Annotated in this window: 17 protein-coding genes and 5 tRNA genes; 1 reads left to right on the top strand and 21 read right to left on the bottom strand. The window is 33.9% G+C overall.

What is annotated here, in order from left to right; translation table 11 throughout:
* Nucleotides 1-68: 68 nt before the first annotated feature.
* Nucleotides 69-755 carry a Crp/Fnr family transcriptional regulator gene (locus MK851_RS07530; RefSeq protein WP_320242844.1) on the top strand — a complete coding sequence of 229 codons (687 nt, stop codon included), beginning with the start codon at nt 69-71 and terminating at the stop codon, nt 753-755.
* Between the two features lie 54 nt (nt 756-809).
* On the opposite strand, the gene MK851_RS07525 is transcribed toward MK851_RS07530, so the two are convergent.
* The 21 genes from MK851_RS07525 to MK851_RS07425 all read right to left on the bottom strand — a co-directional run bounded on the left by MK851_RS07525 (nt 810) and on the right by MK851_RS07425 (nt 18307).
* The gene (locus tag MK851_RS07525; RefSeq protein WP_320242842.1) at nt 810-1121 is read right to left on the bottom strand and encodes a DUF3467 domain-containing protein; all 312 of its coding nucleotides are present in this window, start codon (nt 1119-1121) and stop codon (nt 810-812) included.
* Nucleotides 1122-1210: 89 nt separating this feature from the next.
* Nucleotides 1211-5485, bottom strand: coding sequence for a DNA-directed RNA polymerase subunit beta' (rpoC, locus tag MK851_RS07520; RefSeq protein ID WP_303508546.1), 4275 nt, complete (start codon nt 5483-5485; stop codon nt 1211-1213).
* 98 nt (nt 5486-5583) lie between these two features.
* Nucleotides 5584-9393 carry a DNA-directed RNA polymerase subunit beta gene (gene rpoB, locus MK851_RS07515; RefSeq protein ID WP_303508548.1) on the bottom strand — a complete coding sequence of 1270 codons (3810 nt, stop codon included), beginning with the start codon at nt 9391-9393 and terminating at the stop codon, nt 5584-5586.
* Nucleotides 9394-9634: 241 nt separating this feature from the next.
* The gene (gene rplL, locus MK851_RS07510) at nt 9635-10009 is read right to left on the bottom strand and encodes a 50S ribosomal protein L7/L12 (RefSeq protein ID WP_303508550.1); all 375 of its coding nucleotides are present in this window, start codon (nt 10007-10009) and stop codon (nt 9635-9637) included.
* A gap of 50 nt (nt 10010-10059) precedes the next feature.
* Nucleotides 10060-10575 carry a 50S ribosomal protein L10 gene (gene rplJ / locus MK851_RS07505; protein WP_303508552.1) on the bottom strand — a complete coding sequence of 172 codons (516 nt, stop codon included), beginning with the start codon at nt 10573-10575 and terminating at the stop codon, nt 10060-10062.
* Nucleotides 10576-10596: 21 nt separating this feature from the next.
* Nucleotides 10597-11286 carry a 50S ribosomal protein L1 gene (gene rplA, locus MK851_RS07500; protein ID WP_115902080.1) on the bottom strand — a complete coding sequence of 230 codons (690 nt, stop codon included), beginning with the start codon at nt 11284-11286 and terminating at the stop codon, nt 10597-10599.
* 20 nt (nt 11287-11306) lie between these two features.
* Nucleotides 11307-11744, bottom strand: a complete 438-nt coding sequence (gene rplK / locus MK851_RS07495; RefSeq protein WP_047790105.1) for a 50S ribosomal protein L11 — start codon at nt 11742-11744, stop codon at nt 11307-11309.
* Between the two features lie 64 nt (nt 11745-11808).
* Nucleotides 11809-12357: a transcription termination/antitermination protein NusG gene (gene nusG, locus MK851_RS07490; RefSeq protein WP_320242833.1), complete on the bottom strand. Its 549-nt coding sequence runs from the start codon at nt 12355-12357 to the stop codon at nt 11809-11811.
* A 2-nt stretch (nt 12358-12359) separates the two neighbouring features.
* Entirely contained in the window at nt 12360-12551 is a 192-nt protein-coding gene (gene secE / locus MK851_RS07485) for a preprotein translocase subunit SecE (RefSeq protein WP_047790104.1), read from the bottom strand.
* 53 nt (nt 12552-12604) lie between these two features.
* Nucleotides 12605-12677, bottom strand: a tRNA-Trp gene (locus MK851_RS07480).
* 59 nt (nt 12678-12736) lie between these two features.
* Nucleotides 12737-13924, bottom strand: coding sequence for an elongation factor Tu (gene tuf, locus MK851_RS07475; protein ID WP_303508572.1), 1188 nt, complete (start codon nt 13922-13924; stop codon nt 12737-12739).
* 75 nt (nt 13925-13999) lie between these two features.
* A tRNA-Thr gene (locus MK851_RS07470) sits at nt 14000-14072 on the bottom strand.
* 11 nt (nt 14073-14083) lie between these two features.
* Nucleotides 14084-14156: transfer RNA gene (locus MK851_RS07465), tRNA-Gly, on the bottom strand.
* A 21-nt stretch (nt 14157-14177) separates the two neighbouring features.
* Nucleotides 14178-14260 (bottom strand) — tRNA-Tyr (locus MK851_RS07460).
* Between the two features lie 41 nt (nt 14261-14301).
* A tRNA-Thr gene (locus MK851_RS07455) sits at nt 14302-14375 on the bottom strand.
* A 97-nt stretch (nt 14376-14472) separates the two neighbouring features.
* Nucleotides 14473-14793, bottom strand: coding sequence for a ribosome hibernation-promoting factor, HPF/YfiA family (gene hpf, locus MK851_RS07450; RefSeq protein ID WP_115902082.1), 321 nt, complete (start codon nt 14791-14793; stop codon nt 14473-14475).
* Between the two features lie 14 nt (nt 14794-14807).
* On the bottom strand, nt 14808-15695 hold the full coding sequence (locus MK851_RS07445; protein WP_320242827.1) for a tyrosine-type recombinase/integrase: 888 nt from the start codon (nt 15693-15695) through the stop codon (nt 14808-14810).
* Between the two features lie 84 nt (nt 15696-15779).
* Nucleotides 15780-15977 (bottom strand): 30S ribosomal protein S21, encoded by a 198-nt coding sequence (rpsU, locus tag MK851_RS07440; RefSeq protein WP_115902084.1) that lies wholly within the window; start codon nt 15975-15977, stop codon nt 15780-15782.
* A 214-nt stretch (nt 15978-16191) separates the two neighbouring features.
* Nucleotides 16192-17358, bottom strand: a complete 1167-nt coding sequence (locus MK851_RS07435; protein WP_115902085.1) for an acyl-CoA dehydrogenase family protein — start codon at nt 17356-17358, stop codon at nt 16192-16194.
* Between the two features lie 31 nt (nt 17359-17389).
* Nucleotides 17390-17587, bottom strand: a complete 198-nt coding sequence (locus tag MK851_RS07430; RefSeq protein ID WP_320242936.1) for a helix-hairpin-helix domain-containing protein — start codon at nt 17585-17587, stop codon at nt 17390-17392.
* Between the two features lie 78 nt (nt 17588-17665).
* On the bottom strand, nt 17666-18307 hold the full coding sequence (locus MK851_RS07425) for a hypothetical protein (protein WP_320242822.1): 642 nt from the start codon (nt 18305-18307) through the stop codon (nt 17666-17668).
* Between the last annotated feature and the right edge of the window lies 1 nt (nt 18308).

The raw sequence follows: 18308 nt of genomic DNA, 5'->3' as shown, positions 1-18308 counted from the left end.
GATTACAAATTAAAACATGATAATTATCAGCTTTTCCGTATATTTGAGTAGCAAAAAAAAGGCATATTATGAGCAAATGTGAACAGTGTATTATTCGACAATTCAACTCTTTAAAAGCCTTGACTAAAGATGAATTAGTAAGAATCTCTGGGTGCAAAACTTCTAAAACAATTAAAAAGGGAGAGACTCTTTTTAATGAAGGGGAGTACATTAATGGTGTTTTTTGTGTTAAGGACGGTGTTTGTAAAGTATCTAAAATGAGTGATAATGGTAGAGATCAAATTATTCATTTAATTAGAAAAGGAGATATTTTAGGTGAACGTAGTTTAATAAACAATGAAGCTTCTAATTTAAAAGCCATTGCCGTAAATGATATGGAAGTTTGCTTTATTCCTAAAGAAGAAATTCTCAGAGATTTAGAAAACAATTCTAACTTTTCCATGAATGTTTTGAAAAAAATGGCTAATTCTTTAAAGAAAGCTGACGGTGTTATTGTTGATATGGCTCAAAAAACTGTAAAACAACGTTTAGCTGCTACTCTCTTACTATTAGACACTAAGTTTGATAAAAACGAAAATGGCTCTATAAACATTAATTTATCAAGAGAAGATATTGCTAATATTATAGGCACAGCAACTGAAAGTGCTATCCGTTTACTTTCTGAGTTTAAAAAGAAGAAACTAATCGATTTAAAAGGGAAAGAAATCTTTATAACTGATGTAAAAGCTTTAAAGGAACTTTCTGAAGGTTTTTAATCTTTCTTATATTATTATAAACAAAAAAATCGTCTAAATAGACGATTTTTTGTTTTAGGCTTCACCAGTAGTACCTCCAAAGTTCATTGGAATTGGTGGCTGCTCGTAATCTTTAATTTCACCATGTGCTTGTTCAAACTTACGAATATTGTCTGCTAATGCTTTTGATAAACGTTTAGCATGCTGTGGTGTTAAAATTATTCTTGATTTTACTTTTGCTTTTGGAACTCCAGGCATAATATTAATAAAATCTACTATAAACTCTGAAACCGAATGGTTTATAATAGCTAAATTACTATAGGTTCCATCTGCTATTTCTTGATCTAATTCTATATTTAATTGTGGGTCTTTATTATTATCTTCCATAATTAAGTCTTACTATTATTTAGTTAAAAAATAAGGGTTTAGAGTTCTAAGAACTCTAAACCCTTGATATTATTTATAAACTCAAGTTTTTATAAACTTTGTTCAATCTCATCCTTAGGTCCAACTACTATGTCTTCGTAAGCTCTCATTCCTGTACCTGCTGGTATACGTTTACCAACAATTACATTTTCTTTTAATCCTTCTAAGGTATCAATTTTACCGTTTACAGCGGCTTCATTTAATACTTTAGTTGTTTCCTGGAATGATGCAGCCGAGATAAATGACTTCGTTTGTAACGATGCTCTTGTAATACCTTGTAATACTTGCTCAGCTGTTGCTGGTTGTGCATCACGTGCTACTACTAAGTTTTTATCTTCTCTACGTAATAACGAGTTTTCATCTCTTAATTGACGAGCTGAAACTATTTGTCCTGCCTTTAAATTTGTAGAATCTCCAGCATCTTCAACAACTTTCATTCCGTAAATAGCATCATTTTCTTTGATGAAATCAATTTTATGAACTAATTGATTTTCTAAGAATAAAGTATCTCCTGAATCAATAATTCTAACTTTACGCATCATTTGACGTACTACTACTTCGAAATGCTTATCGTTAATCTTCACCCCTTGTAAACGATATACTTCTTGAATTTCGTTTACTAAGTACTCTTGTACTGCTGAAGGTCCTTTAATATTTAAGATATCTATTGGAGTAATTGCTCCGTCAGATAATGGCATTCCTGCTTTAATAAAGTCGTTTTCTTGAACTAAGATTTGATTAGATAACTTAATTAAGTATTTCTTAATCTCTCCAGTTTTAGATTCGATAATAATTTCACGATTACCACGCTTAATCTTACCAAATGATACAACTCCATCAATTTGCGCTACTACAGCTGGATTAGAAGGGTTACGCGCTTCGAATAATTCTGTTACACGTGGTAAACCTCCTGTAATATCTCCTGCTTTACCAGACTTACGAGGAATCTTAACTAAAGTTTTACCTGATTCTACTTTATCTCCATCACTTACCATTAAGTGTGCTCCTACTGGTAAACTGTACGAACGTAACGCGTTACCATCAGCATCTTCAATAATTAATGAAGGAATAATCTTCTTATTCTTAGAATCTGTAATTACTTTTTCTTGGAATCCTGTTTGTTCATCAACTTCTACAGAGAAGTTAATTCCTTGCTCTAAGTTATCAAACTTAACTTTTCCTCCAAACTCAGAAACAATAACTCCGTTAAATGGATCCCATTGACATACTGCATCTCCTTTCTTAATGGTCTTTCTATCTTTATCAAAAAGAATAGAACCATAAGGAATAATGTTAGTACTTAATACAATTCCTGTTTTCTTATCTGTAATCTTAATCTCTGCTGTACGAGAAATTACGATTTCTACTTCTTCTCCTGCTGAATCTTTACCTTTTACAGTACGTAAATCATCAATTGATACAGAACCGTCGAATTTAGCGATTAACTTATTATCTTCTGAAATGTTTCCTGCTACCCCACCAACGTGGAACGTACGTAATGTTAACTGTGTACCAGGCTCTCCAATAGATTGTGCTGCAATTACACCAACTGCTTCACCTCTTTGAACTTTTTTACCTGTTGATAAACTTTGTCCGTAACATTTTTCACAGATTCCTCTTTCAGATTCACATGTTAATGCTGAACGTACTTCAACCTTATCTATTCCTGAAGCTTGTATTTTATCAGCTAAGACTGGTGTTATTAACTCTCCTGCTTCAACTAATAACTCGTCAGAAATAGGCGCGTAAACATCATATAATGATGTACGTCCTGAAATTCTTTCGCTTAAAGGTTCAACGATTTCATCGTTTTTCTTTAATGGAGCTACTTCCAATCCTCTTAATGTACCACAATCTACTTCGTTTACAATTACATCTTGTGATACGTCTACTAAACGACGTGTTAAATAACCTGCATCGGCTGTTTTTAATGCGGTATCGGCAAGACCTTTACGTGCACCGTGCGTTGAGATAAAGTATTCTAAAATTGATAAACCTTCTTTAAAGTTCGATAAAATTGGGTTTTCAATAATTTCTCCACCTCCAGCAGTCGATTTTTTAGGTTTCGCCATTAATCCACGCATACCTGTTAACTGACGAATCTGCTCTTTAGATCCACGCGCTCCAGAATCTAACATCATAAATACTGAGTTAAACCCTTGTTGATCTTCACGTAAACGCTTCATCGATAATTCAGTTAATCGGTTGTTGGTAGATCCCCAAACATCAATTACCTGATTGTAACGCTCTTTTTGCGTTAACATACCCATGTTATAGTTCATAACGATTCCATCCACTTCTTTATTAGCTTCAGCAATCATCGTATGCTTTTCTTCTGGAATAATGATATCTCCTAATGAGAACGATAAACCTCCTTGGAAGGCAAACGTATAACCCATACCTTTAATATCATCTAAGAATTTACCTATCGATGGAATATCCGTTACTTTTAAAATATTGCCAATAATTCCACGTAACGATTTTTTGGTTAATACCTCATTAATATATCCTGCTTGCTCTGGTACTACTTCATTAAATAATACTCTACCAACGGTAGTTTCTATTATTTGAGTTACTAACTCTCCGTTTTCATTGAAATCTTTAGTTCTTACTTTTATTCCAGCATTTAAGTCTACTCTGTCTTCGTTATAAGCAATAGTAACTTCTTCTGGAGAATAGAAAGTTAATCCTTCACCTTTAATAGGCACTTCTGGAGTTGACTTTCTTTCTTTTGTCATATAGTATAACCCTAAAACCATATCCTGAGACGGTACCGTAATTGGTGCTCCGTTTGCAGGATTTAAAATATTATGAGAAGCTAACATTAATAATTGCGCTTCTAAAATAGCTTCTGGTCCTAATGGTAAGTGAACCGCCATTTGATCCCCATCAAAATCGGCGTTGAATGCCGTACATACTAATGGATGTAAACGAATTGCTTTTCCTTCAATTAATTTTGGTTGGAAAGCTTGGATACCTAAACGGTGTAAGGTAGGAGCACGGTTTAATAAAACTGGATGTCCTTTAATTACATTTTCTAAAATATCCCAAACAACTGGTTCTTTTCTATCAATTATTTTCTTTGCAGATTTTACTGTTTTAACAATTCCTCTTTCAATTAACTTACGAATAACGAAAGGTTTGTATAATTCAGCTGCCATATCTTTTGGCAATCCACATTCGTATAATTTTAATTCTGGTCCAACAACAATTACCGAACGTGCAGAGTAATCAACACGCTTACCTAATAAGTTTTGACGGAAACGACCTTGTTTACCTTTTAAACTATCAGATAATGATTTTAATGGTCTGTTAGACTCTGTTTTTACTGCAGATGATTTACGTGTGTTATCAAATAATGAATCTACTGATTCTTGTAACATACGCTTTTCGTTACGTAGAATTACCTCTGGTGCTTTAATTTCCATTAATCGCTTTAAACGATTGTTACGGATAATTACACGACGGTATAAGTCATTTAAATCAGAAGTTGCAAAACGACCTCCATCTAATGGTACTAATGGACGTAATTCTGGTGGAATTACCGGAACTACTTTCATTATCATCCATTCTGGATTGTTTTCTCTATTCTTTTGAGAGTCTCTGAATGCTTCAACAACATTTAAACGCTTTAGTGCTTCGTTTTTACGTTGTTTAGAAGTTTCAGTATTTGCTTTATGACGTAACTGGTATGATAATTCATCTAAATCGATTCTTTCTAATAAATCGATTAAACATTCTGCTCCCATTTTAGCGATGAACTTATTAGGGTCAGAATCTTCTAAATACATATTCTCTTGTGGAAGCTCATCTACGATATCTAAATATTCTTCCTCAGTTAAGAAGTCCATTTTTTGTAATGGTTCTCCTTCAGTATTTTTAGCGATACCTGGTTGAATTACTACATAACGTTCATAGTAAATAATCATATCTAACTTCTTAGATGGTAACCCTAAAAGGTATCCCATTTTGTTAGGTAATGATCTAAAGTACCAGATATGTGCTACTGGTACTACTAAGTTAATATGACCTACTCTATCTCTACGTACTTTTTTCTCAGTAACTTCAACACCACAACGGTCACAAACGATACCTTTATATCGAATTCTTTTATATTTACCACACGCACACTCATAGTCTTTTACAGGACCAAAGATACGCTCACAAAATAACCCATCTCTTTCTGGTTTGTGCGTACGGTAGTTAATAGTTTCTGGTTTTAACACCTCTCCTTTAGAAGCCTCTAAAATAGACTCAGGTGATGCTAAACCTATTGAAATTTTGTTAAACTTCTTAACAGTGTATTTTTCGTTTTTTCTTGCCATGATAATGGATTCGAATTAAAAATAAATGTCTTATAATAAGACTGATATTGAAAAAATGATTTGCCTCAGAGCCTTCACTCTGAGACATTTCACTGTGATTATTCCTCTAATTTAACGTCTAATCCTAAACCTTTAAGTTCATGCATTAATACGTTAAATGATTCTGGTAAACCTGGTTCTGGCATTGCTTCTCCTTTAACGATAGACTCGTAAGTTTTTGCTCTACCTAATACGTCATCAGATTTCACAGTTAAGATTTCTCGTAAGATACTTGATGCACCATATGCTTCAAGTGCCCAAACTTCCATCTCTCCAAAACGCTGACCTCCAAACTGAGCTTTACCTCCTAATGGTTGCTGAGTAATTAATGAGTATGGTCCGATAGAACGTGCGTGCATCTTATCTTCAATCATGTGACCTAACTTAATCATATAAATTACCCCTACTGTTGCAGGTTGGTCAAAACGTTTACCTGTACCTCCATCATATAAATATGTATGTCCGTAACGTGGTATTCCAGCTTCGTCTGTTAAAGCATTTATTTGATCAATTTTTGCTCCATCAAAAATAGGTGTCGCATATTTTTGATCTAATTTTTGTCCTGCCCATCCAAGAACAGTTTCATAAATCTGACCAATGTTCATACGAGATGGTACCCCTAATGGATTTAATACGATATCTACTGGTGTTCCATCTTCTAAGAAAGGCATATCTTCTTGACGTACGATACGTGCAACAATACCTTTGTTTCCGTGACGTCCTGCCATCTTATCTCCTACTTTTAATTTACGTTTTTTAGCAACATAAATTTTAGCAAGTTTTAAAATTCCAGCTGGTAGTTCGTCTCCTACAGAAATTGTAAATTTCTCACGACGTAAAACTCCTTGTAAATCGTTTACTTTAATTTTATAATTGTGAACTAATTCAACAACTAAAGAATTTAAATCTTTATCAGTAGTCCAAGTTCCGTGTAAGTGTGTAAAATCTTCAACAGAATTTAACATTTTTTGAGTGAATTTCTTACCTTTTGGTAATACTTCTTCACCTAAATCATTATAAACTCCTTGAGAAGTTTTACCTGATACTAAGTTGAATAATTTTTCTACTAAAACATCTTTTAACTCTTCAAATTTAGACACATAAGATGCTTCTAAAGCTGCAATAGCTTCTTTATCACGAGCACGCTTATTCTTGTCTTTTACTGCGCGTTTGAATAGTTTTTTATTAATTACAACACCTCTTAACGATGGAGAAGCTTTTAATGATGCATCTTTTACATCACCAGCTTTGTCACCAAAGATTGCACGTAATAATTTTTCTTCAGGAGTTGGATCAGATTCTCCTTTTGGTGTAATCTTACCTATTAAGATATCACCTGGATTTACTTCTGCTCCAATACGAATCATTCCGTTTTCATCTAAGTCTTTTGTAGCCTCTTCTGAAACATTAGGAATATCGTTTGTTAATTCTTCCGCTCCTAATTTCGTATCACGAACATCTAATGAATATTCATCAATATGAATAGAAGTAAAGATATCTTCACGAACTACTTTTTCAGAAATCACAATCGCATCCTCAAAGTTATACCCTTTCCAAGGCATAAAGGCTACTTTCATGTTTCTACCTAAAGCTAATTCTCCTTTTTGTGTCGCATATCCTTCACAAAGTACTTGTCCTTCCTCAACTCTATCACCTACTCTTACAATTGGTTTTAGGTTAATGTTAGTACCTTGGTTGGTTTTTCTAAACTTAATTAAGTTATACGATTTCTCATCAGATTCAAAGCTTACCATACGCTCTTCTTCAGTTCTATCGTACTTAATTGTTATTTTGTTGGCATCTACATACTCAACTACTCCTGCTCCTTCAGCATTGATTAAAATACGAGAGTCTTTTGCTACTCTACGCTCTAAACCTGTACCAACGATAGGAGATTCTGGACGTAATAATGGAACTGCCTGACGCATCATGTTCGATCCCATTAATGCACGGTTCGCATCATCATGCTCTAAGAAAGGAATTAACGATGCTGAGATCGAAGCAATTTGATTTGGAGCAACGTCCATATAATTAATTGCTTCTGGACTTTCAACTGGGAAATCACCTTCTTCACGGGCAATAACTCTATCACGTTCTATCTTACCATCTTTTGCAATTGGTAAGTTAGATTGCGCAATCTTCATTCCTTCTTCCTCCTCTGCACTTAAGTAAATAGGATCTTCTCCTAAAACTGTACCATCTTCAACTTTTTTATATGGTGTTTCGATGAATCCCATATAGTTTACTTTCGCGTAAACTGCTAAAGAAGATATAAGTCCAATGTTTGGTCCTTCAGGTGTTTCAATCGGACATAAACGACCATAGTGTGTATAGTGAACATCACGAACTTCAAAACCTGCTCTTTCACGTGATAAACCTCCAGGTCCTAAAGCCGATAAACGACGCTTGTGAGTAATCTCTGCTAATGGGTTTGTTTGATCCATGAACTGAGATAATTGGTTGGTACCAAAGAAAGAGTTAATTACTGATGATAAAGTTTTCGCATTAATTAAGTCTATTGGAGTAAATACTTCGTTATCACGAACATTCATTCTTTCACGAATAGTACGTGCCATACGAGCTAAACCTACACCAAATTGTCCTGCTAATTGCTCTCCAACAGTTCTAACACGACGATTAGATAAGTGATCGATATCATCTACTTCAGCTTTTGAATTGATTAACTCAATTAAATACTTGATAATAGTTATGATATCGTTCTTAGTTAATACTTTTTGATCTAAATCTTCATTTAACTGAAGTTTAGTATTCATTCTAAAACGTCCTACCTCACCTAAACTATAACGTTGTTCTGAGAAGAATAACTTTTCAATAATTCCTCTTGCAGTTTCCTCGTCTGGCGGTTCAGCATTACGTAATTGTCTATATACGTGTTCTACAGCTTCTTTTTCAGAGTTTGTAGGATCTTTTTGTAATGTGTTATGAATGATGGCATAATCAGCTTGTAAGTTATCTTCTTTATGTAATAAGACAGTCTTAGTTCCTGCTTCGATTATTTCATCAATATGTTCTTTTTCTATAATTGTATCACGGTCGAAAATAATTTCGTTACGCTCAATAGATACTACTTCTCCTGTATCCTCATCTACGAAGTCTTCATGCCAAGTTTTTAATACTCTAGCCGCTAATTTACGCCCTAATACTTTTTTTAATCCAGCTTTAGAAACTTTTACTTCTTCCGCTAAATCAAAGATTTCTAAAATATCTTTATCTCTTTCAAAACCTATGGCTCTGAATAATGTTGTTACTGGTAATTTTTTCTTTCTATCAATATAAGCATACATTACTTGATTGATATCGGTAGCAAATTCAATCCAGGAACCTTTAAATGGTATAACTCTTGCAGAGTATAACTTAGTTCCGTTTGCGTGAAATGATTGCCCAAAGAATACACCTGGTGAACGGTGTAATTGTGACACAACTACTCTTTCTGCACCATTAATGATGAAGGTACCAGAGTTTGTCATATAAGGAATTGTACCTAAGTACACATCTTGAACGATTGTTTCAAAATCTTCGTGTTCTGGATCAGTACAATATAATTTTAAACGTGCTTTTAGAGGTACACTGTGAGTTAATCCACGCTCTATACATTCTTGAATGCTGTATCTTGGTGGATCTACAAAGTAGTCTAAAAATTCTAATACGAATTGATTACGAGTATCTGTAATCGGGAAGTTATCCATGAAAGTTTTATACAAACCTTCTTCTCCTCGCTCTTCAGCTTTAGTTTGCAATTGGAAGAAATCTTGGAAAGATTTTACCTGAATATCTAAAAAATCTGGATAATCAGTCCCTAACTGCGATGACGCGAAGTTAATTCTTTCAGTAGTATTTATCGTTGCCAAAAGAGATGCTATTTTTAATTAAAAATATTATTTTTGAAACTCATTTGTTTCAATACTGCAATTTTAATTGCTGTTACTGATTAAAAATCAGCACTTTATAATCGTAAAATCACAATTAAAAACATTGTGACAAATAAAGAACGAATATATACACAAAATGGTTTAGGACTAAAAACATAAGTTTTTAGTACCTAAACCTTTATTGTTTTTTCCCGTTTTTTTTATAAATCGGGAGTATAGCTTACTTAAGCTCTACCTCAGCTCCTGCTTCTTCTAAAGACTTCTTAAGACCTTCTGCCTCATCTTTAGATATACCTTCTTTTATTGGTGCTGGTGCGCTATCTACAATACCTTTAGCTTCTTTTAATCCTAATCCAGTTAATTCTTTAACTAATTTTACAACTGCTAATTTAGAACCTCCTGCTGCTTTTAAGATTACATCAAACTCAGTTTTTTCTTCAGCTGCATCACCACCACCTGCTGCTGGTCCTGCTACTGCTACTGCAGCTGCTGCTGGCTCAATACCATACTCTTCTTTTAAAATATCAGCTAATTCATTAACTTCTTTTACTGTTAAGTTAACTAATTGTTCTGCGAAATCTTTTAAATCTGCCATTTTAATTGTTTTTTAAAAATTTTATTTATTTAGTTTATTAGTGCGCGTAATTATTTCTCTGATAATGTTTGTAAGATACCTGATAACTTACCACCACCTGATTGTAATGCTGAAACAACATTCTTCGCAGGAGATTGTAATAAGGTAATAATATCTCCAATAAGTTCTTCTCTAGACTTAATGTTAACAAGAGCGTCTAATTGGTCATCACCAACATAAACTGCTTCTTCAACATATGCTCCTTTTAATAAAGGCTTGTCTGATTTTTTTCTGAACTCTTTGATAACTTTTGCTGGCGCATTTGCTGCCTCAGCAATTAACATTGAAGTATTTCCTTTTAATACATCTGGTAACTCTCCAAAATCTTTATCAGAAGCTTCCATTGCTTTTGAAAGCAATGTGTTCTTTACAACAGCCAATTGTACGTTTGCTTTAAAACAAGCTCTACGTAAGTTAGATGTAGTAGTAGCATCTAATCCAGAAATATCTGCTAAATAGATGGTACTTGTATCTGCTAATTGTGCTGTTAAATCTTGTATTACTTGTGATTTTTCCTCTCTAGTCATAATTAAAAAGTTTTAACTGCCTTATGATACAGATTTTTCATCTATTGCAACACTAGGACTCATTGTTGAAGACATAAAAATACTCTTAATATAAGTTCCTTTTGCCGCAGTTGGCTTTAATTTAATAAGTGTTTGCAATAACTCGTTTGCGTTTTCTTCAATCTTTTTAGCATCAAAAGATACTTTTCCAATTGCTGCGTGTACGATACCAGTTTTATCAACTTTAAAGTCAATTTTACCAGCTTTTACTTCGGTTACTGCTTTTGCAACGTCCATTGTTACCGTACCTGTTTTTGGATTTGGCATTAAACCTCTTGGTCCTAAAATACGACCTAAAGGACCTAATTTACCCATAACACTTGGCATAGTAATAATAACATCTACATCAGTCCATCCTCCTTTAATTTTTTGAAGGTACTCATCTAATCCTACATAATCAGCACCTGCTTCTTTAGCTTCTGCTTCTTTATCTGGAGTAACTAATGCTAAAACTTTTACATCTTTACCAGTTCCGTGAGGTAATGTTACAACTCCACGAACCATTTGATTAGCTTTACGAGGATCTACTCCTAAACGTACTGCTAAGTCAACAGACGCATCAAATTTTACGTTTGTAATCTCTTTAACTAATGCTGATGCATCTTGTAAGCTATAAACTTTAGAGCTATCTACTTTAGCACGAGCTTCTTTTTGCTTTCTAGTAATTGCCATTTCTAAATATCTTTTAAAGTTTAAGCAGGTGCATCACCTGTTACTGTTAATCCCATAGAACGAGCTGTTCCAGCAATCATTCGCATTGCAGACTCAACTTCAAAGGCATTCATATCTACCATTTTGTCTTCTGCAATTCCACGAATTTGATCCCAAGAAACGCTTGCTACTTTTTTCCTATTAGGTTCTCCTGAACCTTTCTTAATTTTGGCCGCTTCTAATAACTGTACTGCGGCTGGTGGTGTTTTTACAACAAATTCGAATGATTTGTCTGTATAAACTGTAATAACAACTGGTAATACTTTACCTTGTTTGTCCTGTGTACGAGCATTAAACTGCTTACAGAACTCCATGATGTTAACACCGGCAGCACCTAAAGCGGGTCCAACTGGTGGCGACGGATTCGCTGCACCTCCCCTAACTTGTAGTTTAACTAATTTACTTACTTCTTTTGCCATTGTTTAAGATTTAACGACGTGTTTAAATTGGAAGCTTAAACTCATCTAAATATAGGTGTAACAATTATATTTTCTCTACTTGCATATAATTTAGTTCTAATGGAGTTTTTCTTCCGAAAATCTTAACCATTACCTCTAACTTACGCTTTTCTTCATTTACCTTTTCAACAGTTCCATCAAATCCATTGAAAGGTCCATCAATTACTTTTACAGTTTCTCCAACTATGTAAGGAATTGCAATATTTTCATCTTTAACAGAAAGTTCATCTACTTTACCTAACATCCTGTTTACTTCTGATTTACGCATTGGTACTGGATCTCCTCCTTTTGTTTCACCTAAAAAACCAATAACTCCTGTTACTGATTTAATTACATGAGGAACTTCTCCTGCTAAATTAGCTTCAACCATTACATAACCAGGGAAGTAAACTCTTTCTCTGTTAATTTTCTTCCCGTTTCTTACTTGAATAACTTTTTCTGTAGGAACAATTACTTGGTTTACAAAATCAGACAATCCATGTCGAGCAATCTCAGTCTCAATATAAGTTTTTACCTTATTTTCTTGACCTCCAATAGCTCTAACCACATACCACTTCATCACCGAATCAGCCATCATTAAAACATTTTAAAGAAGTTATCTAACCCAGTTTGAAAAACCTTATCTATCCCTGCTACAGCCAAAGCAAATACAATTGTAAATGCTGCAACTACTACAGTAGACTTTTGAGCTTCTTCACGAGAAATCCAAGTCATATTGGTATTTAATTCTTCAAAAGAATCTTTAATGTATTGTACAAAGTTACTCATATTTTATCCTTTTAACGAGTTGCGGTTTTCACCACAACTCGTTTTAGTTTTTGCACGGGTTGAGAGGCTCGAACTCCCGACACCTGGTTTTGGAGACCAGTGCTCTACCAACTGAGCTAAACCCGTATTTTAAAGGAGTCTCTCTCTTAAAAAGAGACTCCTAATACTTTATTATTAAACTATAATTAGTCTAAGATTTCAGTTACCTGACCAGCTCCTACTGTTCTACCTCCTTCACGGATAGCGAACTGTAAACCTGTGTTTAATGCGATAGGTTGGATTAAGTCAACTATAATAGTTAAGTTATCACCTGGCATTACCATTTCTACTCCTTCAGGTAAAGCAATGTTACCAGTTACGTCAGTTGTACGTACGTAAAACTGTGGACGGTAGTTATTATGGAATGGAGTGTGACGTCCACCTTCTTCTTTCTTTAAGATATACACCTCAGCTTTAAACTTAGCGTGTGGAGTAATAGAACCTGGCTTACAGATTACCATTCCTCTCTTAATCATAGATTTTTCAATACCTCTTAATAAGATACCTGCGTTATCTCCAGCTTCACCTCTATCTAAGATTTGACGGAACATTTCGATACCAGTTACAGTAGACGTTAATTTCTCATCTCCCATACCAATAATCTCTACAGGATCTCCAGTATTAACAATACCAGTTTCGATACGTCCAGTTGCAACTGTACCACGACCAGTAATAGAGAATACATCCTCGATAGGCATTAAGAAATCTTTATCAGTATCTCTTGGTGGCTCTTCAATCCAAGTATCTACAGCTTCCATTAATTCTAAAACTGTATCAACCCACTTTTGCTCTCCGTTTAATGCACCTAAAGCAGAACCAGAAACTACAGGACCATTATCTCCATCATATTCATAGAAAGATAATAAATCTCTTACTTCCATTTCTACTAATTCTAATAACTCCTCGTCATCAACCATATCAACTTTGTTTAAGAAAACAACGATACGTGGAATACCTACCTGACGACCTAATAAGATGTGCTCACGAGTTTGTGGCATTGGACCATCTGTAGCAGCTACTACTAAGATAGCACCATCCATTTGCGCAGCACCAGTTACCATGTTCTTTACGTAATCCGCGTGACCTGGACAGTCAACGTGTGCGTAGTGACGGTTAGCTGTTGCATATTCTACGTGAGAAGAGTTAATTGTAATACCTCTCTCTTTTTCTTCTGGAGCGTTATCGATTTGATCAAAAGCTCTCTGCTCAGAAAATCCAGCATCTGCTAATACTTTAGTAATTGCAGCAGTTAAAGTAGTTTTACCGTGATCTACGTGACCAATAGTACCTACGTTTAAGTGCGGTTTCGAACGATCATAAGTTCCTTTTGCCATGATTATTAATTTTAATTCTTAGTTAAATATATTTAGTGTTATTTTTAAACTCTTGTCTAACAAACTCTAAAATAGAGCCAACAACGGGATTTGAACCCGTGACCTCATCCCTACCAAGGATGCGCTCTACCAACTGAGCTATGTCGGCAACGAATTTAGAGCGGGAGACCAGGTTCGAACTGGCGACATTCAGCTTGGAAGGCTGACGCTCTACCAACTGAGCTACTCCCGCAATAAAATTTCATTAAGATAGTGGGGAGAGCAGGATTCGAACCTGCGAAGTCGTAAGACAACGGAGTTACAGTCCGTCCCATTTGGCCGCTCTGGAATCTCCCCTAAACCTTAAATAGTATTTTAATGAACTTTTATTCTTTTAGAGCCGATGGAGGGACTCGAACCCACGACCTGCTGATTACAAATCAGCTGCTCTAGCCAGCTGAGCTACATCGGCTTTTGCTATAAAAAAACAATCCGCTATTTCTAACGGACTGCAAATGTAAAAAGTAATTTTTAATTTTTAAAACTTTTTTAATTATTTTTTATCGTTTTTATGACACTAAGGCGTCCTTTGGTTTTTCTTTTGATTTTTCTTTTGATTTTTGCAACTGTCGTTTTAAAGACTCGACCGATACACTAATACCTTCTTCAAAGGTTTTATTTTGTTTCTTCACAATTAATTCACTTCCTGGAATATTAATTTTTACTTCAGTAATTTTATTTTCCTTCTCGCTCGTTTTTTGCACTTTTAAAAACACTTCTGCATCAACGATCTTATCATGAAACTTTTCTAAACCCCCTATTTTTTTCTCAATGAAATCTATTAGTTTTTGGTCTGCTGAGAAATTTACTGATTGTGTGAATACCTTCATAATTCTTCGATCTTTTAAGTTGGCTCCCTAGGATGAGCCTTGTTATACACTTTTTTTATTTGCTCCAAGCTATTGTGCGTATATACTTGGGTGGAGGCTAAACTTGAATGTCCTAGCAATTCTTTAACCGAATTTAACGACGCACCATTATTAAGTAAATGTGTAGCAAAAGCATGCCTTAATATATGAGGGCTTTTTTTAGCTTTTGTAGACACCCTACTAAAGTACAAATTTATTATCCGGTAAACAAGAGTTTCATAAATTTTAACTCCTTTTTTAGTTACAAAAAGCACCTCCATATCCACCTCTTCTAACTCCTTTTTTTTACTTAAATATTCTTCTAAAGTTTTATAAACTGACGGTAAGATTGTTACATACCTTTCTTTATTTCTTTTTCCTAATACTTTTATTGTTTTACTTGTGTAATCTATATCTTTCTCTTTAACATTTATTAACTCAACCCTTCTCATCCCTGTTGAATACAACATTTCTATGATTAACCGATCTCTTACTGATTCAAAATCAGTACCCTCTTTTATTAATCCTAAAACTTCTTTTACCTCACCTTGATCAAAAGGTGTTTGTATTTTCTTCTGAGCTTTTAATGCTTTATGATTTGACAATGGATTCGTAGCAACTTCACCAATTTTTTGCAGAAACTTATAGAAAGTTTTTAAAGAACTAACTTTTCTGTTTACACTTCTATTTGACACATCATTATCTACCAAACTGACAATCCATGTTCGAATTTGATTGTAATGAATATTTTCTAGATCTTCCTGATTAAACTCAACCTCACAAAAATCTTTAAACGTAATTAAATCTGTTTTGTACGCTTGAATTGTATTTTTTGAATATTTTTTTTCAAATTCTAAATACTCCAAAAAAGCTTCTATTAGCATTATCTATCTTATTTATTAATTGAAGATACAAAAAAAACCTGTATTGATATCAATACAGGTTTTTATACATTTTAAGGATAACTACTATCCTACTTCTTCTTGAGTTCTTAATCCTTGAACGTAAGATGCTTTAATCATTTGAGCACGTTTTGCTACAGATGGCTTTGTAAACTGCTTTCTGTTACGTAATTGTTGCATCGTTTTAGTGTTGCTGAATTTACGCTTATAACGTTTTAACGCTCTATCGATATTCTCTCCTTCTTTAACTGGAATGATTAACATATTTTTGCACCTCCTTTCATTGTAGTCTATATATATTAAAAACTGACAACACACAGTATATCAGTTAATTACACCTTTTCACTTGATTTTCGACCGCAAATATACAAAGTATTCTTTAATATCAAATTATTTTCACCTCTTTTTAGATTTAAAAATGATGTAAATAAAAAAATCCTGCAATTGCAGGATTTTAACTTTTATCTTAGACAACAACCTATGTTGCTGGCTTGTATTCTTTCTTATCTATTATCATTTTTGCGATAATCTCTTTAAGAATCTCCGAAGTACCTCCTCCAATTGGTCCTAATCGACTATCACGTAATAAACGTGCCATTGGATATTCTTCCATATAACCATAACCTCCTAACAACTGTAAAGCTTCGTAAATAACCTCATCTGCCATTTTAGTAGATAGCAATTTACTCATACTCGCTTCTTTCACGACATAAATACCATCATTCAATCGTTTTGCTATAGAGTAATTATATTCTCTACACATATCTACTCTACTAGCCATTTCTGCTACCTTATGACGTAAGGCTTGAAATTTATCTAATGTTTTCCCGAAAGCTTCACGCTCACTCATGTATTGCACAACATAATCAACTGCATAGTCTGCACGAGCATGAGCATTAATCCCCATTATTAAACGCTCTAAAGCGAAATGCTGCATAATATAAGGAAAACCTTTCCCTTCGTCTCCCATTAAATTTTCAGCAGGTATTACCACATTATCAAAAGCGATTTCTGCAGTGTCAGAAGCTCTCCACCCTAACTTATCTAATTTAGTTGAAGAAATTCCTGGAGTATCTCTATCAATAATAAAAATACTCATTCCTTTATGCTTGTCTTCTGGATCTGTTTTAGCTGCAACAACTAAGTAATCAGAGTACACTCCATTCGTAATAAATGTTTTTGATCCATTAATCACATAAGTATCTCCTTTTTTTATTGCTGTTGTACGCATTCCTGCAACATCACTTCCCCCAAAAGGTTCTGTAATACATAAACACCCTATTTTATCTCCTTCGATACTTGGTGTTAAATATTCTTTTTTAATTCGATCGTCTCCTTCTTTATTTACATGGGTCATTGCTAAATAAGCATGTGCCCACATATTAGCTGCAAAACCTCCTGAATTTATTTTTTGTAACTCTTCTAAAAAGATAACAGTATAAAAAAGGTCTAAACCTAATCCTCCATATTCTTCTGGTTGATTTAAACCAAAGTATCCCATTTCACCGAATTTCTTCCAGATAAAACGCTCTACCGTGCCTTCTTTCTCCCATTTATTTATATGAGGAACGACCTCTTTTTGTAAAAAATCTTTAAAACTCTGACGAAAGGCTTCGTGCTCTTCGGTAAAGTACATACTATTCATAGTGGCTTGTTTATTAAATTTTGTTGCTTGTTTATTTTGCCTCCAAATATAAGATTATTCTGTCGTATTTATTTAGTGGAAAATCTTTAATGTTTCTTAATTCTGATATATCTTGGAGTTCTGCTACTTCATCTCTGTATTCAAAAATCTTTTTACATAACTTATAATCGATATATGGATTCTTCAACACTTCTTTAAATCTCGCTGTATTTACATTTACTTTTTTAATTGTTGGTTTTTCTACTATAGCGAAAGTTTGTAGAACTCTATTTGCTGTTTCTTTATCTAAACCCCATACTTCATATAATTACTCAGGAAGTAAATACCCTTGTAGCTTACCTCTATATTTTACGATTCGAGAAGACAACACCTCTCCTATTCCACTTACAAATTTAAAGTCTTTTTGAGTAGCCTTGTTTATATCCGAGGTACTCAGAGTTGGTTTTAGGTATGTTGATTTTTTATTTCCAGCTTTATAATCACTTTTCAACCTTACTTCTAATAACTTTTTAGTTTTTCTTTTATTTCTAGCGTTTACCCAATCTGGGAATTTAAAATATGGAGCTACCTTATCTAATAAGCTATCAGACACTTTTGTTACTTGTTTAAAATCTTTAACAGAATTGATCCACTTGTTTTGTTTTCTGTAATTATGTAATCTATCAATTTCTTCAAGTGACATTCCTAGTTGATAACCTTTAAAATCAGTTATATAATTTGGGTTGAATGGATACAGCTTTGGTTTTCTTTTATCCAGTTCTATTCTTTTTAAACTATCAATTTTATTCTGAAAAGCTATCAACTCCTTCTTATTTATATCCTGTGTTTCTCCCGAAGAAAAATCGACATAAACATATATTAATTGTAAAGTAATTATTATAAACAGTAAAAAGAAAACCCCATTTCGTTGGTGTTTATTATACCAGAAATGGGGTTTAAATATTTTCATT

The sequence above is a fragment of the Tenacibaculum sp. 1B UA genome, from assembly GCF_033978845.1.
Lineage (GTDB): Bacteria > Bacteroidota > Bacteroidia > Flavobacteriales > Flavobacteriaceae > Polaribacter.
Note: the sequence above shows the minus strand (reverse complement) of the source record. Positions and strands in the feature narration are given on the sequence as shown.